Genomic DNA, 21,828 nt, shown 5'->3' on the forward strand with positions numbered 1-21,828 from the left:
GTCCTCGAAATGAAGGGGCACGAAGTCAGACCTGCGCGCACGCTGCAAGGCAGCGCACACGCCGTGCACGTTCAATTCCGAAAGACCTGATGGGTCAGATAGATGGGGGGAGAGCCCGCTCGACTGTCCAGCTCTGCGTAGACAGCCCGAGGGTCAATATGGCGTTCTGAGTCCAGGATCACGGGCAGCACATAAGCAACCCAGATGGCGTGAGCCGCGAGCGCCTGCAGATCGAGACCTTGTAGCGAGGGGGAGGACAAGCTGTCGCCATCACAATGGGCTCGACACAGCTGAGGATCTTGCTCATCCATGGTTCCCGCCATAGCGTGGCAATCGGGCATGGAGGGCATGCCGACTGAGTCTTCCATGGCCATGCCCGCTTTTTGCATCGATGCCGCATGGGCTGCGGAGTCCAGCTTGGGACAGGCATAGGCCGCCAACGCGAACTGCATCAGAAGCAACGCCGCCACCAGAGCGCTGGTTATCCAGCGGGCTTGGCGCGATATCGTGCTTCTGGCGAAGATCATGGTACGAATGGTATTCCCAGCGGTGGCCGCGAACTTAACCTAGATCAAATCTGAGCGAGCCAAGTCGATTCAGCCCTTGCGAAGCCGCAGGGCGTTTGCGATCACGGACGCCGAACTCAGGCTCATCGCCAAGGCCGCGATCATTGGCGATAGCAGCCATCCGGTGAAGGGATACAGCAGCCCTGCGGCGATCGGGATGCCCAGCGCGTTGTAGAGGAAGGCAAACATCAGGTTCTGCTTCATATTGCCCACCGTCGCCTCCGACAATTCCCGCGCAGTGGAAATCCCTCGCAGATCGCCCTTGACCAGGGTGACCTGTGCGCTGTTCATCGCCACGTCGGTGCCGGTGCCCATCGCGATCCCCACATCCGCCTTGGCAAGGGCGGGCGCGTCGTTGATCCCGTCCCCCGCCATGGCGACAACACGGCCTTCGGCCTGCAGCCGCGACACCAGGGCCAGCTTGTCCGCAGGCTTGACTTCGCCATGGACCTCATCAATCCCCAGTTTGGCCCCCACCGCCTTGGCGGTGGTCATGCCGTCGCCCGTGGCCATGACGATGCGCAGTCCCGCCGCGTGCAACGTTGCCAAGGCTTCCGGCGTGCTGGCCTTGATGGCGTCCGAAACTGCCAGCAGCCCTTGAAGCTGGCCGTCGGCCGCCAGGTACATCACGCTCGCCCCTGTGGCGCGCAAGGCCTCTGCCTGTGCAAGCAGCGGATCCGCAGAAACGCCCACCTGCTCCATGAGGACCGTGTTTCCCAGGGCGAGCTGGCGCCCGGCTACCCGTCCGCGTACGCCGATGCCCGAGCCGGACTCAAAGTCCTCGGGCTTGTCCAGGGCGAGCCCCTTGGCGCGAGCTGCCTGGACAATGGCATCGGCCAGCGGATGCTCGCTGCCTTGGTCCAGACTGGCCGCCAGGCGCAGAACCTCATCCTCGGACAGACCGGGCATGGCCACTACACGTTCGAAGGAGGGCTTGCCTTCGGTGAGCGTGCCTGTTTTGTCCACGATCAGCGTGTCCACCTTGCGCAGGTTCTCGATGGCTGCCGCGTCCCTGAACAGCACGCCGCTGGTCGCCCCCCGGCCTGTGGCCACCATGATGGACATGGGCGTTGCCAGGCCCAACGCACAAGGGCACGCGATGATCAGCACCGCAACTGCATTGACCAGGCCGTAGACCCAGCGTGGCTCCGGACCGAACAGGCCCCACGCGAAGAGTGTGAGCAACGCGATACCCACCACAGCCATCACGAAGTAGCCCGCCACCTGGTCGGCCATGCGCTGCATGGGGGCCCGTGAGCGCTGTGCCTGCGCAACCATTTGAACGATCTGCGACAGCATGGTGGCGGAGCCCACCCGCTCGGACCGGATCACCAGTGCCCCGTTGGTATTGAGCGTGGCACCGATGACGGCATCACCAGGCCCTTTGACGATGGGCACCGGCTCCCCAGTGAGCATGGCTTCGTCCACGGCACTGCTGCCCTCGACCACCACACCGTCCACGGGGACCTTCTCGCCGGGCCGCACGCGCAGCAGATCACCCACATGGACGTGGGACAACGGGACATCGCTCTCCTGGCCGGTGGCGTCGATGCGCCGCGCTGTCTTGGGCGCCAGGCCCAGCAACGATTTGATGGCGGCCGAGGTCTGCGAGCGTGCCTTGAGCTCCAGCATCTGGCCTAGCAGCGTGAGCGAGATGATGACCGCTGCAGCTTCGAAATACACCGCCACGCGCCCCATGGCCTGGAACGAGGCGGGAAACACCCCCGGCGCAACGGTCGCGACCACGCTATAGACAAATGCTGCGCCCGTTCCCAGACCAATCAGCGTCCACATGTTGGGACTGCGGTTCACGACCGACTGCGCACCGCGCAAGAAGAAGGGCCAGCCCGCCCACAGGACGATGGGTACCGTCAGCACCAGTTCAATCCAGCTCTGTGTGACCATCTCGAACCACTGCAACCGGTGCCCAAGCATGGCCAGGACGGTAACCACCACAGTGAGAGGCAGCGTCCACCAGAAGCGATGTCGGAAATCCACGAGCTCGGCGTTTTCTCCCTCATCCAGCGTGGGCAGCATGGGCTCCAGTGTCATGCCGCACTTGGGGCAATTTCCAGGATGGTCCTGTTGCACCTCAGGGTGCATGGGGCAGGTATAGGTTGTGCCCGGTTGCGCCGCTTCGGGCTCAGGCTGAGGCGCGCGCTCGCTGATGGGAGTCGAGAGAAACTTTTGCGGCGCTTCCATGAAGCGTGCTTTGCATTTGGCGCTGCAAAAGTAGTAAGGACGCCCTTCGTGCTCTGTCGAGTGATGCGATTGTTCCGTCACATCCATACCGCAGACAGGATCCTTTAGTCCCGTCGTGGGCAACGACACATGCGTGTGATGCCCTTCATGATGCTGGTGGTCATGATGGACGTGTTCGTGCGGTTGCGCATTCGACATGGATAGCCTCCCTGGGTGTTTTGGCCGTGCAAGATTACTTCTTGCTCGAATCGACGTTGTGGGAGCCGTGCCCCCCGTGTCCGTGGAAAAGGTGCATCAGGGGGCAAGCCAGCAAGAGCAGATACGGCCAGTAGCCCGCGACATGCGACCAGTGCTCTTTGAGAAGAAAAAACATGCCAATGAAAGCGAGCATGACGACTGCGCCAATCAGTCTCTTTCTGCCCATTGAAGCGCTGGCCTTATCCGATTGTCCTGTACTGTGATCGTGGTTCATGGTTTTCTCCATATGAGGTCGTCGAGACAGTGACGAGCCGTATGGAAACAATAAGGCTTAACACGGTGGCAATGTCAAACTGATGACAAGTCCTCTTGACGTGGATCATGTGCCTGCTCAGCCCCCATGCGCACTGCAAACGGCGTCTGAGTAACGCTGCCCTGATTCCCCGACAGCGGTCCAAGGGTCAGGGCAGCGATCGCTGAGTACAGAGAACTATTTCGTGGGTGCTGTGGGTTGCTTGCCATTGCGAACGAGAAACGCATCCAGCACAGCGATTTCCTTTTTTTGCGCGGAAATAATGTCCTGGGCCATGCTGAGTAGTTGGGGATCTTTTCCATCGCGCAATTGGCTCTGCGCCATGTCGATGGCACCTTGATGGTGGATGCGCATCATTTGCGCGAAATCCACATCGGGATTGCCTGACGTCTTCACGGACGCCATCTTGTCGTTGTTCTCTTTCATCATGGACTTCATGTCCATCTTGCCTGCAGGCATCGTCTGATCCATGGCAGCGCCTTTCATGCCAGCGTGTGGGGCAGACTGGGCGTGCAACGACAAGGGAACCACCAACGCGCATGCAAGAAAGGCGGTTGCCGAGACGGTTTTCGAGGGTGGGTGCAGAAATCTCATGGTGGGCTCCTTGAACAGCGTCAATCTGCGTGGGCCATGGCGGCACATTCTTGAGCGCATTTGTGGCAAGCGGCGGCACATGCCTTGCAATGCTCGGCTTCGTGCCTAGCGCACTCATCGCCGCAGGCCTTGCAGATCTGCGCGCACAGCGCACAAATCGCCTCGGCGTATTCGCTTCGGCGCGCCATCACATCGGCAGCTAAGCTGCAAGCGGCCGCACAGTCCGCGTCCAGCGCAATGCAGCGGGCCATCATCTTGACGTCCTCCTCCTTGAGGCACTCTGCGAAACACTGATGGCAAGCCGTCGCGCACGACCGGCAAGCATTGATGCAAGACATGTAGGGGTTCGGGGTGTGATTCATCTGGATCTCCTGATAGGTTTGGATGGCTCAAAAAGTTGAACTTGATCCTACGCAGCGGGCTGCAAGGAGCATCCATCTTCCGCCGCGAGAAGCATTCGGTTCTGTAGGCTCGCGCCGACGATTGACTCAGCCTTCGAGCAATTTGCCGCAATTTCGGTGCAAGATGACGAAGAGGTTTCAGGGTCGTAATCTAGATGTCATATTCGACCAAGTAGTCTTCGCCAAGGCTGTTTGTTACGCCTATTCGCACGGCTGCCGTCCAATCACAGCCCTTCAAAGCTGACGTAACCACCATGCAGTGCACTACGGGCCCAGCTGTGGTACCTCTTACGCCACAAGGCGTCAGCGCACACGCGACGATCGGATGCCAGAAAGAACGCCAGATGGTTCGGCTTCCCCAGTGTTTGATCGCGCAGCGAGCATGCGGCCTGCGGCATCGACTTTGATCATGCCCAATCTTGGATGGCTCCAGTAGCGCGTTTTTCCATCCTCCGTCGCAACTCTGGTGGCCGACGCTTCAACGCGCACCTCGTTGTCGGTAGGTGCGGCAAACGTGGTCGCAGACGCCAGCGACGCTGCTGCGACCAACATAGACACAATCATCTTTTTGTACATGGTCTTACTTTCCTCATCAGTCATTAAAACGTCAGCTGGGCCGACGGCTACACGCGGATACAAGACATCAATGGGCGGCGTGTGGAAGAGGATTTTGGGCTACGGGGACGAACGAGAAGCTGTAGTGCGGATGACGTTTTCGAAATATACGGAACATGCAATGTTCATCGGGTGCTTCATCCCGGTGAGGAGGCATAGACCGTATCTCGAACCAGATCCCTCTGCACTTTTCACCTCGCCCCAAACCTGTCAAAAGCGTAATCGGGAGGTCACCGCTTCGTAGGGGTGCGGGTTCTAGACTTCTCTCCGTGGCGCAGAAAAACGCCACCTGGATGGACCATATCGGGCATCCGGCGCCACAGGAGACCATCATGAAAATTCGTACTGCCATCCTCGTCGCCAGTCTCGCTGCATTCGCTACAGCGTCCTTCGCTACTTCGGTCTACCACGCAAGCCCAAGTCAGGAAGAAGGCGTGAGTCTGGCCCCCGACCACCTGGGCAACGCAGTCAGCCGTCAAGCTGTCGAAAGCACCGTACTGGCCGCGCAAAAGGACGGTTCTCTGTACTGGATCAGCCGTGGTTACCCGGCTACTTATCCGCTCGTCCCTGGCCCCAAGCTGACAAAGACCCGCCAGCAAGTCTTGGATGAGTTGCAGGCCGCCAAGCGCAATCCCGTGACCAGCGATGGCATGCGCGATCTCGGAGGCGAGGCAGGTTGGGTCAACGCCAGCCAACTGCCCTGAACCCCGAACCATCCCCACTACCGCGAATCTCCAAGACCGGCCTGCAGCTGCACTCAAACCATCTCCATTTATCAAGAAGGAAATCCCATCATGAAACTCAAGTCCACCCTCATCGTCCTCTCTCTTATCGCAGCCCCTGCATTTGCTTCGGACCAAGTGGTCAGTAAGACGCGCGAGCAAGTCCGTGCTGAATTGGCGCAGGCTCAGCAGAGCGGCGACATGCTCGCCTTTGGCGAATCGGGTCTTACGCTCAAGCAGATCAATCCTGGCGCCTATCCCGTGGCTACTTCGACTCAGGTCGGCAAATCCCGAGAGCAAGTGCGGGACGAGCTGGAGCAGGCTATCCGTACAGGCGACATCATGGTGGCCGGTGAATTCGGCGTCAAACGCAATGAACTGATGTCAGGCCGCTATCCCATCGTGACAGGCAAATCGCTGAAGACACGTGACCAGGTAAAGAGCGAGCTGGCACGCGCCATCCGCGAAGGCGAAGTCGTCGCTGTGGGCGAAGACGGCCGCAAGCTCAACGAAATCTATCCGGACCGCTATCACGCAGCGCAGCATGCGGCCATGGCCACCACCTCGGACGAATCCTCCAAGGCGCCACGGTTGCAGTGAGTTTTCCCAGGGGGTCAGCGGCTGAGCTGGAGGAGCCTTGCCAAAAAAGGGCCGCCTCCAGCTTGAATGCAAAGCATGCCCACGGCCCCGACAGCAGGTGCGCACGACCGTTGTCTTACAACTCGCTCAGGATCAGACCTGCATGTTCATCACATCGGTGTAGGCCTGGACAATTCGATTGCGGCTTTGCAAGGTCGCCTGGAACGCAATATTCGACTTGACTCCAGCGAGCATGGTCCCTTCCAAGCTGACCGTGGGGTTGCCAAGTGTGACCTCTCGACTCAGCCGACCCGATTCACCTTGCAATTGGCTTGTGATTGTCAGCGCCTGCTTCATGGCGTCTAGAAAACCGCCCCCTTGGATGCTCGGTGCTGTGGACACAGAGTTTCCCAACAAACCGACTGGCGACAGAGCATCCAATGGCTTGGTAGTGACGTTCATGTCGAGGACCTCATGGTTGGACGAAGAATTTGCGAAGTGCCGCCTTGGAGATCTCTACCAAGGTGATGGTCCATCGTAGTTTCTGGCGCCAGACCTGTAGCTTTCGCAGCGCAAGTTATTACCAGCTAGTCCCCCCGTTCGGGATAACAGGCGCTTCATCTTGCCGACATCGCCGTGAATCGAACCCGAGGCCGAAGGAGCCAGACCCAGGCGAACCGCACCATGCCAAAGAACCGGGTCTCACAGCCGCTGCGAAATCTCCAGCAGCGGCTTGATACTGGAACCAAAACGGCTCATCAAAGCGTGGTTCTGCTCCAGTTGGCTATACGGCAGGTACCGGATTCCCAACTCCGAAACGCGGGAGAATGCAGGCCTTTGAAGTTGTTCAGCGACCTTGTCTCTGCGATTGTCTGGAGCCACAAGAAACAATGCACAGTTGACTGCAACCGACGTGCCCAAGGCCAGGTCGAGCATTCGCACGATCCCCGAATAGATGGACGTGGTGTGCTCGACTTCAAATGCGGCCGCGACCTGCGATGTCTGAGTATCAATCCATACGACATCAATGAGTCGAATCGACTCCAGTCCCCTGTCCACGCTGGCAGGCAACTGCGCCAGACATCCGTCTCCCAAAAGGCCGCTGCCGTAGGAGCGACCCCGGTCGTTGGACGCTATCCAGACATCAAACCCGAGAGACTTGCCCAGATCGCGCAATGAAGCCTGAATACCCGTGTGGGTCGCATCGCTTTCGGTCGCCTGGGACATCTCCCGTTGCGATGCGGTGGATTCCAGCCGCACACGTTCAAGGTCTTCTTGCCAGAGTGTCGCCGTCGCCGCATCCATTGCTTGTGGCGGCGCTGCATATCGGCCACTGCCAATGTCAAACATGAGTCCCGCAATCGCACCGAGATCATTCGATAGTTTCAGCCGGTACTGCGCGTTCAAGCGCAGCAAGCCCTCCCGCATAGAGAGATAGTGGTCCCAACGTCCGAGCTTCACGCGCCCGCCAGTCACTGCGTTGAAACCATTGACAATGGCAGTGTTAAAGGGAGAGAGCAGCGTTGGGTGGATGAAATACAGCAAGTTGGCGACTGCTGGGCCCAAGCCTTTGATGCCGATTGCATCGATGCGCTGTATGGCGGCAACGACGTCTTCTGCGCAATCGCAGTGATCGCAGGTGTGAAGGAGATCTGCGAAGGCGAGCTGGTTACTCGTGTTTTCGTAGATGTCCGGAATCCTCAGCTTGGGTTTCCAGAGGAACGCGTGGTCCGCACCTTTGAAAATTTGGCGCTGCTCTGCCACGGAACCCACGATCGTCTCCAGCGAGGAGCCTCGGTAGGCGTTGCCAAACGTTCCTCCCCGGATGTCCTCCACCACCTGTGCCATGCCTCTGCGTATGGAGCGGAAGTTCTTGATCCTCTGATCCCACAGGAACCAGCTGTTGTAGGTGCTGCTCGGATCCGCCTTCCAGCAGTCAATAAGGGTTGCAAAGGGGTCATGCATTTGTCGTGAAGTGCTTGCCAATGGTCTGTGCACTGGGGAAATACATCGAAAAACAGGTCCTGCCATCGGCCGAACTCACTGAGATGCGGCCCCGGTGTGCATGAACAATCGCCTGGGTGATGGACAAGCCCAAGCCTGCACCGTCGGAATCCAGTTGCTTGCGCGACTTGTCTGCCCGAAAGAAACGGTCAAACAGGCGGGGGATCATCTGCGCATCGATAGAAGGTCCAGTGTTGACTACATCCACGGTGGTTCCGTGAACGTCCCCTTGAATGTCAACGACCACCTGTTCTCCAGGGGGGGTGTAGCGAACGGCGTTGGACAGGAGATTGCTCAGCGCCCGGCGAAGCATCAACCGGTCGCCAGTGATCTCCGCCGTTCCGATCAGTTGCAGCCGGACCCGCTTTTCTTCGGCAAGGGCCTCGTAGAAATCAAACAAGGCCTGTGCTTCATCATGAACTGCGATTCTCTCCGTGCTGGGAAGAATAAGCCCGTGGTCAGCCTTGGCCAGGAACAACATGTCAGCCACCATGCGGGCCAAACGCTGGTACTCCTCGGCGTTGGAGGCCAGTATGTCCTGGTACTCCTCGGAGGAGCGAGCTTGGCTAAGCGTGACCTGGGTCTGCGTCATCAGATTGTTGATGGGCGTTCGCAGCTCGTGAGCCAGGTCCGAAGAAAACTCGGACAGCCGGTCGAACTCCTCCTTGAGCCGCCGGAGCATCTCGTTGAGAGTGGTCGCCAAGTCTGCCATTTCCACTGGAAACTCCTGGGTTGGCATCCGCTCGTCCAGTCGCTGTGCCGTGATGGCCATGGCGCGAGATCTCATGGCCCGAAGGGGGGCCAAGCCATTCTTTGCGGCCCACCAGCCCAGGACCCCGGCCACTAGAGTGGCCAACGCCACATAGCCCACAAGCACCCAAATCAATTCGTACATGAAGTGCTTGTGGTGGGCAATGTCTACAGCTACCCAGACCTGCAGCGGCGGCTCGGCGGAACCCGGCAACGTCACGAGTGCCGACATCCCTCGGTATTCCCGCCCCTTCGTTTTCCAGGAGGCAACCCCCAGGCGGGCCCTCTGGGCCAGGGCATGGAGATCATCTGGAAACTGGAAATCCGTGGTCGCGTAAAGCGTGGCCCTGTCACGGAAAACGCTGACAAAAAGGCCCTCATGGCTGTGCAAGACGTCGTCCAGACGCATTTTGAGGTCTTCAGGTGACGTGGATTTTCCTATCACCTCACGTGTGAGGTGGATCTTGTCGCGCAGGGCATCGCGATCCAGTTCCACAAAATGGCGATCGATAGAAATGGCGACGATGGTCCCCAAGCCAACGAGCACAAGCCCAGAAGCCAGCGTAAAAAAGGCCGTCAGCCGTGTCGTCAGCGAGTGCCGGGCTTTCACGGAATCTCCTGTGGCGCTTCAAGCACATACCCCATGCCTCGCACCGTCTGGATCAGTTTGGCGTCATAGGCATCGTCAATTTTGGCCCGAAGCCTGCGCATTGCCACCTCGACCACGTTGGAGTCGCTGTCGAAATTCATATCCCACACCTGCGACGCGATCAGAGAGCGAGGCAAAACCTCTCCTTGGCGACGCATCAGCAGTTCCAGCAGACCGAATTCCTTGGGCGTGAGGTCGATGCGTTTGCCGGACCTGCTGACTCTCCGCCGCAGAAGATCCAGTTCAAGATCGGCCACCTGCAGAATGGTCACCTCGGCGCCACTACGGCCGCGCCGCAGTATGGTACGGGCCCTTGCCAGCAATTCAGCAAAAGAAAACGGCTTGACCAGATAGTCGTCTGCGCCTAATTCCAGCCCCTTGATCCGGTCTTGCACCTGATCCTTGGCCGTGAGAAATAGCACGGGCATCTCAAGGCCACGGCGACGCATATTGGTGAGGACCTGCCAGCCGTCCATCCGAGGAAGCATCACATCCAGGATTACCAGATCGTAGTCTTCCTCTTGAACCATACGCAGACCATCGACACCGTTGTGGACTAGATCAGCGTTGAATCCCGCTTCCCGCAAGCCTTGGCGCAGGTACTCCCCGGTTTTGGTTTCGTCCTCAACGATCAGTATCTTCACGAGACCTCCTTGGCGCTACAAGAGGTCGCCAGTGTGCCCGGAGATTTATGCCTTTCTTGAACATGACAAATATGTAATCAATCCGTTATGTCTTTGGAAGCTAATAACTCACACAATGCGTTGCATCAAAACGCATGGTGAATCTATGAGAAATTCTTGGCTTTCACGACTTAACTCAATCCCTTGGCTGGCCGCAGCATTGCTGGCACCTTCGCTGGCACTTGCTCAGATGCCGGACGATGCCCCCCCAAAGGTGGACTACCAACTTTCGTACCGATCAGCTCTCGCGGGCTATGAGGTCTACAAGGAGCAATCAGTCCAGCCGTGGAAGGCCGCCAACGACAAGGTGGGTGAAATCGGAGGATGGCGGGCCTATGCCAAGGAAATGCGCCAATCCGCACCCGCAGCGGGTCAGGACCAACCAGCCCAAGGCCATGACGCACACCACGGGGGCAAACAATGAGCCGCCCCCTGCGTATGCCCCGCGCCAAACTCGTGATCGCTGTTGCCGCAGTTGCGGTTTTGTCTGGCTGTGCCAGCGTGAACCTGGAGCAAAACATCTCCAGCGCCAACGCAGCAACCAGCAGTTTCACGGACGGCAAACTCACCTTGGCCCGAGCCAAGAATGAGCAAGAGGCCTTGCGCCGGCGTGCCTCGGACTTGTTGGCCAAACCGCTCAGTCAACAGGATGCCGTTCAACTCGCTCTGGTCAATAGCCCGTCCCTGCAGGCCATCGTGGCCCAAAACTGGGCGGACTCTTCCACTGCAGCCCAGTCCGGACGCATCGCCAACCCCATTCTGAGCCTGGAGCGGGTTCGCCTGGGTAGCGAGACGGAGATCGGCCGCATCCTGTCCTTCGGCCTGCTGGACCTGCTGACCTTGCCAACACGCAAAGGCATCGCCGAGCAGCGCATCAAGCAGACCCAGTTGCGCCTGAGCAGCGACGTAGTGGACCAAGTCACGCAGGTACGTCAGGCCTGGGTCCGGGCTGTCGCCGCGCAACAGACCCTGACTTACACCCAACAGGTCGTCGCCAGCGCCCAGGCCAGCGCCGAACTGGCCAAACGCATGCAGTCGGTGGGCAATTTCAACAAGCTCGATCGTGTGCGCCAGCAAGCGTTCTACGCCGACACTGCGACCCAGCTGGCCAGTGCGCAGCACCAGGTCACGGCAGCCCGTGAGGAGCTGGTGCGGCTGCTAGGCCTGGACGATAGCCAAGCCCAACAGCTCAAGTTGCCTGAACGCCTTCCCACACTTCCCAAGGAGCCGCTGTCTCCATCGGACGCTGGCCGTCAGGCTTCGAAGGGTCGGCTGGATCTGCAGATCGCGAAGGCCGATTACGACGCAGCCGCACGCGCGCAAGGCTGGAACACGATCACGACCTTCACGGACATTGAACTGGGAGTACGGCGCGACTCTGTCTTCGATGCGGCCGAGAACACCCACTCAACGCGACGAGGCTTTGAGATCAGCCTGCAGTTGCCCATTTTTGATTGGGGAGGTATGCGGCGCGACGCCATGAGCGCGCAGACCCTGGCTGCGGCCAACCGCCTGGAAGCTACCGCCCGCGCGGCGGGATCCAACCTGCGCGAAAGCTACTCAGCCTATCGCACGGCATACGACATCGCGCGCCACCACCGCGACGAAGTGATCCCGCTGCGTAAGAGCATCTCTGAAGAAAACCAGCTTCGCTACAACGGGATGCTGATCAGCGTCTTTGAACTACTTGCCGACTCCCGCGACCAGGTGAACTCGGTAATGGCGGCTCTGAACGCTGAACAACAGTTCTGGCTAGCGGACGCGGCCCTCCAGGCCTCCCTCATTGGCAAGCCAACCAGCACTGGCGTCTCGGGCGGTGGCGCAGCCGCTGCCGAAGCTGGCGCAGGCCACTGATCCCCTCAAGGAAACCAAACATGAATTCAAGAAGAGATTTTTTCCGATTTGCGGGCATCGCCGGAGGGGCCGTGGCCGCAGCGAGTGTGAGCCGAGTGGCGATGGCAGCACTGCCGGAACCCGTGTACCAGACAAGTCCAGACACCATGGCGCCGCTCGTACCCAACTCCGGGCGTCCTTACAACCCGGTGGTCACGCTCAACGGCTGGACGCTGCCTTGGCGCATGAACCAGGGGGTCAAAGAGTTCCACTTGGTAGCAGAACCCGTCGTGCGCGAAATGGCTCCTGGCTTCAAGGCCCACCTGTGGGGATACAACGGCCAGAGTCCCGGTCCCACCATTGAAGTCGTGGAAGGCGATCGCGTCCGCATTTTTGTGACCAACAAGCTGCCCGAGCACACCAGCATCCACTGGCATGGACAGCGTTTGCCCAACGGCATGGACGGCGTGGCGGGCTTGAACCAGCCAGCGATCCAGTCAGGGAAGACCTTTGTCTACGAATTCGTGGCTCGCCGTCCAGGCACCTTCATGTACCACCCGCACGCCGATGAGATGACCCAGATGGCCATGGGCATGATGGGCTTTTGGATCACGCATCCAAAGACCAAGCATCCGCTGATTGATGAAGTGAATCGAGACTTTTGCTTCCTGCTCAGTGCCTATGACATTGAGCCCGGCGCCGCTACGCCCAAGGTCGCGGAAATGCTGAACTTCAATCTGTGGACGTGGAACAGCCGCATCTTTCCTGGCATCGATTCCTTGAACGTTCGGCTCAACGACAAGGTGCGCATCCGCATCGGCAACCTCACCATGACCAACCACCCGATGCATTTGCACGGACACGAGTTTCTGGTAACGGGCACGGACGGCGGTCCCACGCCCAAGAGCACCCGTCTCTATGAAGTGACAACCGACGTGGCAGTGGGCCAGATGCGCCAGATTGAGTTCCTCGCGGACGAAGAAGGCGACTGGGCGTTCCACTGCCACAAGAGCCACCACACCATGAATGCAATGGGTCACGACATTCCCACCATGATTGGCGTGGACCACCGCGGCGTTGCCAAGAAGATCAACAACCTGATCCCCGACTACATGGTCATGGGCGAGCGCGGCATGGCAGACATGACGGAAATGGAAATGCCCATTCCGGACAACACCATCCCGATGATGACCGGAGAAGGCCCGTTCGGCTCGGTCGAAATGGGCGGAATGTTCAGCGTCCTCAAAGTACGCCGCGACCAGAAGCCGGGCGACTACAAAAACCCGGGTTGGTACAAAAACCCGGAGGGCACGGTGGCCTACGAGTACACCGGTCCGATGGCTGAACCGGCCCGCTTCAAGGCCGAGGGCGGGCAGTCCATGCCTCGCAAAGAGAAGTCCAGCTCGGACACTGTCGTCAAGGTCAAAAAGCCGTCTTCGCACAGCGGCCACTGATCACCACGTTCACATCGCATCCACAACCCAAGGCAACTATGAAACGCACTCTTTCCCTGATCGCGGCCTCCACCCTGGTGGCCCTGTCCTTCAACAGCATTGCAGGCGGCAATCACGGCGGCGGCCATGACGGCGGTGGCGCCCACGGCCATGGCAGCGCTGAATCAGCAATTGGTCAGCCCGGCAAGGCCGCGAAGGTGACCCGCACAATCAACGTGGACATGGCTGACACCATGCGCTTCACGCCCGCCGCGATTTCCGTCAAACAGGGGGAAACGGTCAAGTTCGTGATCAAGAACAGTGGCCAGGTCAAACACGAGTTCAGCATGGGCACCGATGCCGAACTCAAGGAACACTACGAGACCATGAAGAAGTTCCCGGATATGGAGCATGACGAACCCAGCAAGGTGTCGCTGGCCCCAGGCAAGCAAGGCGAAATCATCTGGCAGTTCACAAAGGCTGGTGAAGTCAAGTTTGCCTGCCTGTACCCAGGCCATTACGACGCTGGCATGAAGGGGCAGGTCACGGTGGTGAAGAAGTAAGCGGAAAAGTCCTCCACGCCATTGAACAAGGAGTTCACATGAAAAACGCAAACAGTCTTTTGATCGGCGCCGTGTTGTCGCTGACCACCCTCTTGCCGCTGTCGGCCACGGCGCAAGCCTCTGGAGACGCCGGAAGAGCCGCAACCACGGCCGCAGCCTCCATGACCGATGGAGAGGTGCGCAAGATCGACAAGGACGCCGGAAAAATCACCATCAAGCATGGCGACATCAAGCACTTGGAGATGCCGGGGATGACCATGGTGTTCACAGCCAAGGACAAGGCCCTGCTCGACAAGGCGCAGGCCGGCGACAAGATCCGCTTCATGGTGATCAACGAGGGCGGAAAGATGGTCGTCACTGCCATCGAGCCTGCCAAGTAAGCGCAAAAAGTGTCTCGCTACGCCCTCAAGAAAAGGGGGCGTTCTTCTGTTCGCACGTCAACCCACCAAGGAAAAATCATGAAAACGCTCCTTATTGCCCTCGCCATGACAGCAGCATCGTCCGCATTCGCCGCTGGCGACACCCAGGAAGCCACGCCCTATACCAACTCCAAGGCGCAAGCGCATGGCGAAGACCACAAGAAAGCCCGTCCTGCAACCGGTGTGAAGCAGATCAAGGATGGCGGTACAGCGCGAGGTGAAGGCTCTGGCCTTGCGGACACCAGCAAGGCCGAAGCCCGTGGTCAGGAAAAGGCCAATGCGCGTGAAGCCATGCCGCACAAGGAAGCCACTCCGGGCTCCACGCCTAAGTAATGCAAACGGGTGGGCCACAAGCGTGGCCCACCCAAGTACGGGCGGGCCGCAATCGTGGTGCAAGGTGATGGCTTCGCAAGCCCCCTCAGGGCCTAGTTCAGTGCCCGCTCCGATGTGCGTGGACTCCGCGCATCCACGTCATGAGGTCTAGATGGCTGTTCGTTGGCGTGTCGGTCACACCAGAGTGCGCTCTGGAAACCTTGGCTCCGCGCCGAGTCGGTTTGACGAAACTTGCGTTGTGGTTGGGCTTCGAGGGGCTGTCCGCCGCCAGGTTGTCAAGAATTGCGCAGTTCGAGTGGTCGTCGCCAGCGCACACAGAAACCAACTGCTCCAAGGCTGATTTCATCTCGATAATCTCCCGCAGCTTCTCCTCCAGATCCGCCAGATGGCGCTCCGCAATCGCCTTTACCTGCCGACTGGTGCGGTGCGTGTCACCCCATTGGCCGATCAACTCCGCAATCTGGGGCATTGAGAACCCGAGGCGGCGCGACTGGCGGATGAAACGCAGTACCGAAACTTCGCGCTCACCGTATTTTCGATAGCCAGACTCACTGCGCTCAGCTTCTGGCAACAAACCTGTTTGCTCGTAGTGGCGGATCATCTTGGCCGATACACCTGCCGCTTTGGCCGCTTCGCCGATGTTCATGAGTGTGGTCATGGATGCTCCTGTGCAATGGAATAACACGGTAGCAAGGACTTTGGCCCTTACCACCGTGTCAATGTCAAGCGCTCCGAATACTACGTTTTGTAAAGCCTAGATCAGGCGGGCGGATATCCAGCCTCGGTCAGCGCCTCGACCAGTGTCTTGCGATCTTCCGCGCTTTGCACAGTGACCATGCGTTTGGACATATCCACCTGCACTTTGCATTCAGGGTCTGTCATCTGAAGCGTCTGGCTCACCATACCAGCGCAGTGTCCGCAGGTCATGTCGGGGAGTTGGAATTCATGCATTTTTCACCTCTTGGAAAAGTTAAGAGGCTTTCAGTCTCCGGTTTGCCACTGGGGCAAGGTCAAGTGGCCAGATAGATATCCAAACAAGGAGCGCCGACTCGCTTGCGTCTCCCATCGTGTCAACCCTGAAAGTTCGAACTCTGCCGGTTAACGCCGGAGTTGAACACCACATGGAGATTGCTATGAATACCTCTGCCCATGAAGCGGGGCCGTCCGCCTCACTATCGATCGCACACCTGAATCTTCCGATACTTGGCATGACCTGCGGCTCTTGCGTTGGACGGGTTGAAAAGGCCCTCAAAGCCGTCCCTGGGGTCCGTGAGGTGACCGTGAATATTGCTACTGAGCGCGCCTCCGTGGTTGCCGCCTCCACGGTGCCGGTCCCGGCCTTGGCTGCGGCTGTCGAAAAGGCTGGATACGCAATAGCGGAAGAGTCCGTGGAGCTGTTGATCGGTGGGATGACCTGCGCGTCGTGCGTGGGACGTGTCGAAAAAGCGCTGAAGGGTGTACCAGGCGTCAAGCACGCGGAAGTCAATCTAGCCACGGAGCGTGCGCAGGTTCGTTTCGATGCAGGATTGCCTCCCGAACGCCTGGTAGCCGCCGTTGTTAAGGCGGGCTATGAGGCACAGGTTGCGGATACGAGCACTTCCACTGAACACGACAAGCCGTCGGCGCCCTGGTGGCCTGTCGCTCTAGCCGCTGGTCTGTCCTTCCCCCTGGTATTGCCCATGCTTGGCATGCTGTTCGGTCAAGACTGGACACTCAACGGCTGGATTCAACTGGCCCTGGCCACCCCTGTGCAGTTCTGGCTGGGCGCGAGGTTCTACCGCGCTGGCTGGAAGGCTCTTCGTGCAGGCGCAGGCAACATGGATCTGCTGGTCGCATTGGGTACGTCGGCCGGGTACGGCTTGAGCCTGTACCTGCTGTTCAAGCACGCTGAACACGGCACGCCCCATCTGTACTTTGAAGCCTCTGCTGTGATCGTCACGCTTGTCCTTCTCGGGAAGTGGCTGGAAGCCCGAGCCAAGCGACAAACCACCGAAGCGATCCGGGCGCTGCATGCGCTGCGCCCAGAAATTGCACGTGTGCGCACTGATGCCGGTGACATTGATCTACCACTCTCACGCGTGAAAGTAGGTGATACGGTGGTTGTCCGCCCAGGGGAGAGAGTCCCGGTAGACGGCTCGGTGATCGAAGGCGCAAGCCAGGTGGATGAGTCATTGATCACCGGGGAGAGCCTGCCTGTGGCGAAGCACGTCGGTGACAAGGTGACGGGAGGCTCCGTGAACGCGGAGGGCTTGTTGTTGGTACGGACGACTGCGATAGGCGCAGAGTCAACTCTGTCGCGCATCGTGCGGATGGTTGAGTCGGCGCAGGCGAAGAAGGCTCCCATCCAGCGGATTGTGGATGAAGTGAGTGCGGTCTTTGTGCCCGTGGTGCTCGGCCTTGCTGCCATCACACTGATGGGCTGGGGCTTTGCCACTGGCAACTGGGAACAGGCGATCCTCAATGCTGTCGCGGTACTTGTCATTGCGTGCCCTTGTGCGCTGGGTTTGGCTACTCCCACCGCGATCATGGCGGGCACCGGCGTTGCAGCACGCCACGGTATTCTGATCAAGGATGCAGAAGCACTGGAGGTTGCCCACCACATCGACACCGTGGCGTTCGACAAGACCGGCACCCTGACCGAGGGGAAGCCCACTTTGACGGCTGCGATGCCTGCCGAAGGCCTCCAGGATCAGTTACTGCCGTTTGCTGCGGCCATTCAGAACGGCAGCGAGCATCCACTGGCCAAGGCCGTGATGGACGCTGCACGCACCCAGGGTGTGACCGTTCCTCGTGCCACTGAGGTCACAGCGGTAGCTGGCAGAGGCATGTCTGCTGTCATCAAAGGACGCCAGATCCGCCTCGGGAGTACACGTTACATGGAGGAGTTGGGTGTCAACATGGCCAGTCTGACCGGGGCTGCAGCACAGATGCAGCAAGAGGGCCGCACGGTATCCTGGTTGGCTGACGTGACCGATGCGCCAGAAGTGATGGGACTATTGGCATTTGGAGACACCGTGAAGCCCAGCTCACAAAAAGCCATTGCCCAACTGCATGCTCTGGGCATCCAGACCGTCCTGGTCACCGGGGACAACAAGGGAAGCGCAAGCGCAGTAGCCCGCGCGTTGGGCATCGATCAGGTTCGTGCTGATGTGCTGCCGGAAGGCAAGGCGGATATCGTGGCGCAGCTCAAGTCAGGTGGCAGGCACGTTGCGATGGTGGGTGACGGCATCAACGACGCGCCCGCTCTGGCTGCGGCGAATGTGGGAATTGCCATGTCCACGGGCACCGACGTGGCCATGCATGCTGCGGGGATCACGCTGATGCGTGGTGACCCCGCGTTGATCGCAGATGCCATCGACATCTCCCGGCGCACGTACGCAAAGATCCGTCAGAACCTTTTCTGGGCATTCGCGTACAACGTGGTCGGGATCCCCTTGGCTGCATTTGGCTTGTTGAATCCCATGGTGGCGGGAGCAGCTATGGCCCTCAGCAGCGTGAGTGTGGTGACCAATGCGTTGCTGCTGCGTTCTTGGAAGAGGTAAGGACTAGCGCCAGATCCGACAACGGATCCTGTCAGATGTAGACCGCGTATGTCCATCGCTATCCGGTCGAACTCAAGAGGTTCTGTGAACGTGCTGATGGTGCACATCTGGTGCGTGGGGGTGAGCGTGGGTCATAGGCACTCGATTTTCTTGGTGACCTCGCTCAGCGTGAGCTGCCCGTGCTTCCCTGGGGGTGTGCGCAGCCACTCCAGCACTGTGTGACCGCCGGGCCCTGATCGCTTTGAGAATGCGTGCGAGAGAGCCGCCTGAACCTGTTTGGGTGGCGCACAGGTGCGGACCGCTGCGATTGCTGCATTCTCCTGTTCAGCAAATGCCGTGCGCGCCATGTCGCGCAGTGTCCGGTCACCAGGCAGGACGAGCCGTCGATCAAAAAGCCAGTGTTCTGACTGTTGGATCAGGTCATCGACTGATACCGCTGAGGCGGAAAACTCCCCCAAAGCATCTGCCAGGAGCGGTTTGGTGGTGTCATCTACTACCGCGAAGCCGACACGTTCCCGAGCCCAGAGCTGGTGCTCGTATCGCGTGTCCTTGTCCTTGTACAGCGAGGTCACCGAAGCGATATCCGTCGCATGCATACCAAGCGCTGAGGTCAGGTACCGCAGCAAAACGGAGGGGAGGCCTGAAAAGGCATCGGGGTGCCGCCCGGTGGCGCGCAGCATGACCAGTTGGACTGCAGCGCCAAGGCGTGCAGTCCCTCTGAACCGGGGCGGGCGCAGCTCCTGGATGTCTTCAATGCTCAGCCCAAAGCACTCTTCGACTTCCCGCTTAGATAGCGATTTTGGCAGGGTATCGGCGCCAACGAAACATAGGTAGTAGCTAGACAAGCTGGTCCTCCCGTGGCTGGCGTGGTCGCAAGCCTGCTGCAGTCTACGTATTCGCTACTGATAATTCCAGACAATAAAAAATTGCGGGTTAACCCGTAGCTCTTAACCGGGTTTTCTGCACGGAAAGTGAGATCACCCCGCTTCGGGTGGCGCTGGGCGGTGACGCCTTCGGCGTCATCCAGGCGGCGCTCAAGGGCAGGCTGTCTGCCCTTGAAGCGCAGGAGAGTCTGGCGCGATCGGTGGCCTTCGATAGCTGATCGCTGTTTCAGGTCAAGCCCAGGGCGACGGCAAAGCCAGCAGCAGCCATGGCCGCGTACGACGGGAGCACTCTCCATGCGAGCGCCCTACCGCCCAGCGACATCAACAGGACAAGTTTGGTGACCTGATTGACGGATGCGGCGATGAACAAGGCCAGGGTGGCCGAAGCGGCGGTGACGGCGCCCTCGGTCACCAGGCGGCCAATCGAGAGCGTGATCGCATCGACGTCCACCAGACCCGAGGCAGCGGCGGTCAGCATGACGCCAGCATCCCCGAAGCGATCGGCAAGAAAGCGGCCTGCCAGCATCACCGCGGCCAGGAAGGCTGCGAACTGGAGCGCGGAGCGCAGCTGCAATGGGTTGCCAAGCTGAAGTTCGGGCAAGTCGTCGGCGGGCGACCGCGCCGCCAGGAACGTCCCCAGAACACCGCCAGCCACGGCCATGGCCACGAAGATGACCACCGGGTCCCAGCCGATGCCGGGGGCTGCGATGGCGACGAGAGCCGCCATGCGCGCAAACATGGCTGCGCAGGCGAGCGCCGCCCCCGCCGCTGCCAGTGGATGCCAGCCTGGCGTCTGCCCGGCCCAGCGCGCCAACGTGGCCGTGGTGGCGGTGCTCGACACGATCCCGCCGAGCAGCGCTGTGAATACCAGCCCTCGTTTCCTGCCGAGCGAGCGCATCAGGACGAACCCAGCGAACGACAGCACTGCCAGCAGGACAACGGCCCACCAAAGGCGATAGGGATTCAACGCCTCATAGGGGCCAAAGCCACGATCAGGGAGTACGGGCAGTACGACCACGCTGATCAACAGCAACTGCGTGCCGCTGCTGATCTCCGCCTCGGACAGCTTGCCGACGCCGGCGTGCAAGAGCTGCTTGAAACGCAGCAGCGCCAGCACGACCACGGCGGCGACCGCCGAAACGCGCCAAGCGCCACTGGTCGCCAGCGCCCCGATGGCGAAAGTCGCAAGGGCGGCGACGGACGTGGTCAGTCCCATCACGGCATGCATATGCGCCGTCACCAGGTAGCCCACCACCAGATACACCCCGACGAGTACGAGCAGCGCGATGAGCATGCCGGCTCCCCAGCGCTGGGCCAGCAGCCCGCCAAGGCCGCCGAGCAGGCCGATCAGCGCAAAGGTGCGAACGCCCGCGACGCGATGTCCCTCGGGCCGCTCGCGTTGCTGCCATCCCCGTTCCAGGCCGATCAGAAGTCCCGAAGCGAGTGCCAGCCCGAGCCCGACCAGCGCGGGATCATCGAATTCACTCATCGTCGAACCTGGACGCGGTCACGGATGAAATCACGCTGCAGTCCCAGCGAAGCATCGGTGCGCGCCATCGACACCTGGGGATCGGTCTCGATGCCGCTCAAGGCGCGAATGGCATCGATGGTCTCGGGGATTACGATCGCCTGGTTGAAGACCTGGTAGGTGTAGTACGCCTGATCGCCATCGACCGAAAGCACGTCCTCCCACAACGCGACCTCCCACAGGTCGCCGCGCGGGCGGCCGAGATCGGCCATCAGTTCCACCGTGCTGTTGAGGGCCACGAGACCATCCGAGGATCGCACGAACGCGATCCGTGGCGCAGCGCGAAAGGCCGCCAGCACCTCGTCGCGCGTGGCCGGCCTCGTCAGTTCGACCCACCAGGTGTGCAGGTGGCTGCTGTTGTGCGGCGCCTTGACCGCGATCGTGACGACGTCCAGGTCCGGGATCACAGTGCGCGCGTCCGGTCCCTGATGGCTGGGGATCGTCTTCTCCGGCACGAGCGTGTTGATGATGCCCTCCGCATGCGCCTCCCACGGGTCGGAAGCCCGGCGGATCAGCGTCCCGCGGGCTCGCTTGAGCAGGCCCGCTGTCCGAAGCGCCCCCAGGGTGCGCACGATCGACGTCGTGTTGCAGGACACCACCCGGGTGGAGGTGCGGCCGATCGCGGTTGCGTAGTTCTCCTGCGCGACGAACGAATGACCGGTCAACGCGTGGGACTCGCCGCCATGGAAGATGGACTTCACACCGGCAGCGTCGTACGCCCTCTTGTTGACCGCGGCGACTTTCTTGGGTGTGCAATCGACCACGACGTCCGCGTTGGCGAGCAGGTCGGCCAGATCGCCCGCGACAGGAAGCCCCGCAGCACGCATCGATTGTGCGGCTTCAGCGGTCGCCGCGTAAATCGGGAAAGCGCGCTGCGCGGCCACCTGCAGGCGATAGTCGTGCACCACATCCGCGACGCCGGCTAGCGCCATGTCCTCCTGGAGTGCGACCGCATCCGCCACCCGCTTGCCGATCACACCGTATCCGTTCACCGCCACTCTGACCTTGTTCATGCCT

The 21,828-nt window shown here is 60.2% G+C and carries 24 protein-coding genes; 9 read left to right on the top strand and 15 right to left on the bottom strand.

The window, feature by feature from the left end:
* Window positions 1–71: 71 nt before the first annotated feature.
* The 6 genes from ACODS0_RS25255 to ACODS0_RS25280 all read right to left on the bottom strand — a co-directional run bounded on the left by ACODS0_RS25255 (window position 72) and on the right by ACODS0_RS25280 (window position 4,850).
* Window positions 72–527: a hypothetical protein gene (locus ACODS0_RS25255; RefSeq protein WP_121508529.1), complete on the bottom strand. Its 456-nt coding sequence runs from the start codon at window positions 525–527 to the stop codon at window positions 72–74.
* A gap of 69 nt (window positions 528–596) precedes the next feature.
* Window positions 597–2,966: a heavy metal translocating P-type ATPase gene (locus tag ACODS0_RS25260; protein ID WP_121508528.1), complete on the bottom strand. Its 2,370-nt coding sequence runs from the start codon at window positions 2,964–2,966 to the stop codon at window positions 597–599.
* Between the two features lie 34 nt (window positions 2,967–3,000).
* A complete protein-coding gene (locus ACODS0_RS25265; protein WP_055402945.1) occupies window positions 3,001–3,192 on the bottom strand; it encodes a DUF2933 domain-containing protein in 192 nt (63 codons plus the stop codon).
* Between the two features lie 264 nt (window positions 3,193–3,456).
* Complete coding sequence (locus tag ACODS0_RS25270) at window positions 3,457–3,873, bottom strand: DUF305 domain-containing protein (protein WP_063459418.1); 417 nt, start codon at window positions 3,871–3,873, stop codon at window positions 3,457–3,459.
* Between the two features lie 20 nt (window positions 3,874–3,893).
* Window positions 3,894–4,235 carry a four-helix bundle copper-binding protein gene (locus ACODS0_RS25275; RefSeq protein ID WP_055401394.1) on the bottom strand — a complete coding sequence of 114 codons (342 nt, stop codon included), beginning with the start codon at window positions 4,233–4,235 and terminating at the stop codon, window positions 3,894–3,896.
* A gap of 342 nt (window positions 4,236–4,577) precedes the next feature.
* A complete protein-coding gene (locus ACODS0_RS25280) occupies window positions 4,578–4,850 on the bottom strand; it encodes a hypothetical protein (RefSeq protein ID WP_131798409.1) in 273 nt (90 codons plus the stop codon).
* A gap of 371 nt (window positions 4,851–5,221) precedes the next feature.
* Between ACODS0_RS25280 and ACODS0_RS25285 the strand changes: the two genes are divergently transcribed.
* Together ACODS0_RS25285 and ACODS0_RS25290 are read left to right on the top strand one after the other, a co-directional pair.
* Window positions 5,222–5,593 carry a hypothetical protein gene (locus ACODS0_RS25285; protein WP_082836304.1) on the top strand — a complete coding sequence of 124 codons (372 nt, stop codon included), beginning with the start codon at window positions 5,222–5,224 and terminating at the stop codon, window positions 5,591–5,593.
* Between the two features lie 90 nt (window positions 5,594–5,683).
* On the top strand, window positions 5,684–6,211 hold the full coding sequence (locus tag ACODS0_RS25290) for a DUF4148 domain-containing protein (protein WP_055401389.1): 528 nt from the start codon (window positions 5,684–5,686) through the stop codon (window positions 6,209–6,211).
* Between the two features lie 132 nt (window positions 6,212–6,343).
* Here ACODS0_RS25290 and fliE read toward each other — a convergent pair whose 3' ends face one another.
* The 4 genes from fliE to ACODS0_RS25310 form a co-directional block, all read right to left on the bottom strand.
* Window positions 6,344–6,652, bottom strand: a complete 309-nt coding sequence (fliE, locus tag ACODS0_RS25295; RefSeq protein ID WP_055401387.1) for a flagellar hook-basal body complex protein FliE — start codon at window positions 6,650–6,652, stop codon at window positions 6,344–6,346.
* 240 nt (window positions 6,653–6,892) lie between these two features.
* Window positions 6,893–8,155 carry a hypothetical protein gene (locus ACODS0_RS25300; RefSeq protein WP_063459333.1) on the bottom strand — a complete coding sequence of 421 codons (1,263 nt, stop codon included), beginning with the start codon at window positions 8,153–8,155 and terminating at the stop codon, window positions 6,893–6,895.
* Window positions 8,148–9,554, bottom strand: coding sequence for a heavy metal sensor histidine kinase (locus ACODS0_RS25305; protein WP_063459332.1), 1,407 nt, complete (start codon window positions 9,552–9,554; stop codon window positions 8,148–8,150). Before ACODS0_RS25305 ends, ACODS0_RS25300 begins: the two co-directional genes overlap by 8 nt.
* The gene (locus ACODS0_RS25310) at window positions 9,551–10,237 is read right to left on the bottom strand and encodes a heavy metal response regulator transcription factor (protein WP_121508527.1); all 687 of its coding nucleotides are present in this window, start codon (window positions 10,235–10,237) and stop codon (window positions 9,551–9,553) included. The genes ACODS0_RS25305 and ACODS0_RS25310 overlap by 4 nt, the downstream gene beginning before the upstream one ends.
* Before the next feature lie 253 nt (window positions 10,238–10,490).
* On the opposite strand from ACODS0_RS25310, the gene ACODS0_RS25315 reads away from it, so the two are divergent.
* The 6 genes from ACODS0_RS25315 to ACODS0_RS25340 all read left to right on the top strand — a co-directional run bounded on the left by ACODS0_RS25315 (window position 10,491) and on the right by ACODS0_RS25340 (window position 14,857).
* Window positions 10,491–10,700 (top strand): hypothetical protein, encoded by a 210-nt coding sequence (locus ACODS0_RS25315; protein WP_233559558.1) that lies wholly within the window; start codon window positions 10,491–10,493, stop codon window positions 10,698–10,700.
* Window positions 10,697–12,130 carry a TolC family protein gene (locus ACODS0_RS25320; RefSeq protein ID WP_121508526.1) on the top strand — a complete coding sequence of 478 codons (1,434 nt, stop codon included), beginning with the start codon at window positions 10,697–10,699 and terminating at the stop codon, window positions 12,128–12,130. Before ACODS0_RS25315 ends, ACODS0_RS25320 begins: the two co-directional genes overlap by 4 nt.
* A gap of 20 nt (window positions 12,131–12,150) precedes the next feature.
* Entirely contained in the window at window positions 12,151–13,563 is a 1,413-nt protein-coding gene (locus ACODS0_RS25325; RefSeq protein WP_100409526.1) for a multicopper oxidase family protein, read from the top strand.
* A 38-nt stretch (window positions 13,564–13,601) separates the two neighbouring features.
* On the top strand, window positions 13,602–14,105 hold the full coding sequence (locus tag ACODS0_RS25330) for a cupredoxin domain-containing protein (protein ID WP_055394787.1): 504 nt from the start codon (window positions 13,602–13,604) through the stop codon (window positions 14,103–14,105).
* A 38-nt stretch (window positions 14,106–14,143) separates the two neighbouring features.
* Window positions 14,144–14,485: a copper-binding protein gene (locus tag ACODS0_RS25335; protein WP_121508525.1), complete on the top strand. Its 342-nt coding sequence runs from the start codon at window positions 14,144–14,146 to the stop codon at window positions 14,483–14,485.
* A gap of 78 nt (window positions 14,486–14,563) precedes the next feature.
* Window positions 14,564–14,857 (top strand): hypothetical protein, encoded by a 294-nt coding sequence (locus tag ACODS0_RS25340; RefSeq protein WP_015012914.1) that lies wholly within the window; start codon window positions 14,564–14,566, stop codon window positions 14,855–14,857.
* 97 nt (window positions 14,858–14,954) lie between these two features.
* Here ACODS0_RS25340 and cueR read toward each other — a convergent pair whose 3' ends face one another.
* Both cueR and ACODS0_RS25350 read right to left on the bottom strand, forming a co-directional pair.
* Window positions 14,955–15,515: a Cu(I)-responsive transcriptional regulator gene (cueR, locus tag ACODS0_RS25345; protein ID WP_369882074.1), complete on the bottom strand. Its 561-nt coding sequence runs from the start codon at window positions 15,513–15,515 to the stop codon at window positions 14,955–14,957.
* A gap of 101 nt (window positions 15,516–15,616) precedes the next feature.
* Entirely contained in the window at window positions 15,617–15,808 is a 192-nt protein-coding gene (locus ACODS0_RS25350) for a heavy-metal-associated domain-containing protein (protein ID WP_056419638.1), read from the bottom strand.
* Between the two features lie 182 nt (window positions 15,809–15,990).
* Between ACODS0_RS25350 and ACODS0_RS25355 the strand changes: the two genes are divergently transcribed.
* Complete coding sequence (locus tag ACODS0_RS25355) at window positions 15,991–18,399, top strand: heavy metal translocating P-type ATPase (RefSeq protein ID WP_121508966.1); 2,409 nt, start codon at window positions 15,991–15,993, stop codon at window positions 18,397–18,399.
* 131 nt (window positions 18,400–18,530) lie between these two features.
* Here ACODS0_RS25355 and ACODS0_RS25360 read toward each other — a convergent pair whose 3' ends face one another.
* The 3 genes from ACODS0_RS25360 to ACODS0_RS25370 all read right to left on the bottom strand — a co-directional run bounded on the left by ACODS0_RS25360 (window position 18,531) and on the right by ACODS0_RS25370 (window position 21,824).
* Window positions 18,531–19,244, bottom strand: coding sequence for a DUF4158 domain-containing protein (locus ACODS0_RS25360; protein ID WP_158603293.1), 714 nt, complete (start codon window positions 19,242–19,244; stop codon window positions 18,531–18,533).
* Between the two features lie 265 nt (window positions 19,245–19,509).
* Window positions 19,510–20,772 (bottom strand): MgtC/SapB family protein, encoded by a 1,263-nt coding sequence (locus ACODS0_RS25365; RefSeq protein ID WP_003121546.1) that lies wholly within the window; start codon window positions 20,770–20,772, stop codon window positions 19,510–19,512.
* Window positions 20,769–21,824, bottom strand: a complete 1,056-nt coding sequence (locus tag ACODS0_RS25370) for a type II glyceraldehyde-3-phosphate dehydrogenase (RefSeq protein ID WP_003121545.1) — start codon at window positions 21,822–21,824, stop codon at window positions 20,769–20,771. Before ACODS0_RS25370 ends, ACODS0_RS25365 begins: the two co-directional genes overlap by 4 nt.
* Window positions 21,825–21,828 lie beyond the last annotated feature (4 nt).

Source organism: Acidovorax sp. FG60 (genome assembly GCF_057808995.1).

Coding starts and splice junctions, on each gene's coding strand:
- ACODS0_RS25255 (WP_121508529.1), bottom strand. CDS start 527: ATGATCTTCGCCAGAAGCACGATATCGCGCCAAGCCCGCTGGATAACC.
- ACODS0_RS25260 (WP_121508528.1), bottom strand. CDS start 2,966: ATGTCGAATGCGCAACCGCACGAACACGTCCATCATGACCACCAGCAT.
- ACODS0_RS25265 (WP_055402945.1), bottom strand. CDS start 3,192: ATGGGCAGAAAGAGACTGATTGGCGCAGTCGTCATGCTCGCTTTCATT.
- ACODS0_RS25270 (WP_063459418.1), bottom strand. CDS start 3,873: ATGAGATTTCTGCACCCACCCTCGAAAACCGTCTCGGCAACCGCCTTT.
- ACODS0_RS25275 (WP_055401394.1), bottom strand. CDS start 4,235: ATGAATCACACCCCGAACCCCTACATGTCTTGCATCAATGCTTGCCGG.
- ACODS0_RS25280 (WP_131798409.1), bottom strand. CDS start 4,850: ATGTACAAAAAGATGATTGTGTCTATGTTGGTCGCAGCAGCGTCGCTG.
- ACODS0_RS25285 (WP_082836304.1), top strand. CDS start 5,222: ATGAAAATTCGTACTGCCATCCTCGTCGCCAGTCTCGCTGCATTCGCT.
- ACODS0_RS25290 (WP_055401389.1), top strand. CDS start 5,684: ATGAAACTCAAGTCCACCCTCATCGTCCTCTCTCTTATCGCAGCCCCT.
- fliE (WP_055401387.1), bottom strand. CDS start 6,652: ATGAACGTCACTACCAAGCCATTGGATGCTCTGTCGCCAGTCGGTTTG.
- ACODS0_RS25300 (WP_063459333.1), bottom strand. CDS start 8,155: ATGCATGACCCCTTTGCAACCCTTATTGACTGCTGGAAGGCGGATCCG.
- ACODS0_RS25320 (WP_121508526.1), top strand. CDS start 10,697: ATGAGCCGCCCCCTGCGTATGCCCCGCGCCAAACTCGTGATCGCTGTT.
- ACODS0_RS25325 (WP_100409526.1), top strand. CDS start 12,151: ATGAATTCAAGAAGAGATTTTTTCCGATTTGCGGGCATCGCCGGAGGG.
- ACODS0_RS25330 (WP_055394787.1), top strand. CDS start 13,602: ATGAAACGCACTCTTTCCCTGATCGCGGCCTCCACCCTGGTGGCCCTG.
- ACODS0_RS25335 (WP_121508525.1), top strand. CDS start 14,144: ATGAAAAACGCAAACAGTCTTTTGATCGGCGCCGTGTTGTCGCTGACC.
- ACODS0_RS25340 (WP_015012914.1), top strand. CDS start 14,564: ATGAAAACGCTCCTTATTGCCCTCGCCATGACAGCAGCATCGTCCGCA.
- cueR (WP_369882074.1), bottom strand. CDS start 15,515: ATGACCACACTCATGAACATCGGCGAAGCGGCCAAAGCGGCAGGTGTA.
- ACODS0_RS25350 (WP_056419638.1), bottom strand. CDS start 15,808: ATGCATGAATTCCAACTCCCCGACATGACCTGCGGACACTGCGCTGGT.
- ACODS0_RS25355 (WP_121508966.1), top strand. CDS start 15,991: ATGAATACCTCTGCCCATGAAGCGGGGCCGTCCGCCTCACTATCGATC.
- ACODS0_RS25365 (WP_003121546.1), bottom strand. CDS start 20,772: ATGAGTGAATTCGATGATCCCGCGCTGGTCGGGCTCGGGCTGGCACTC.
- ACODS0_RS25370 (WP_003121545.1), bottom strand. CDS start 21,824: ATGAACAAGGTCAGAGTGGCGGTGAACGGATACGGTGTGATCGGCAAG.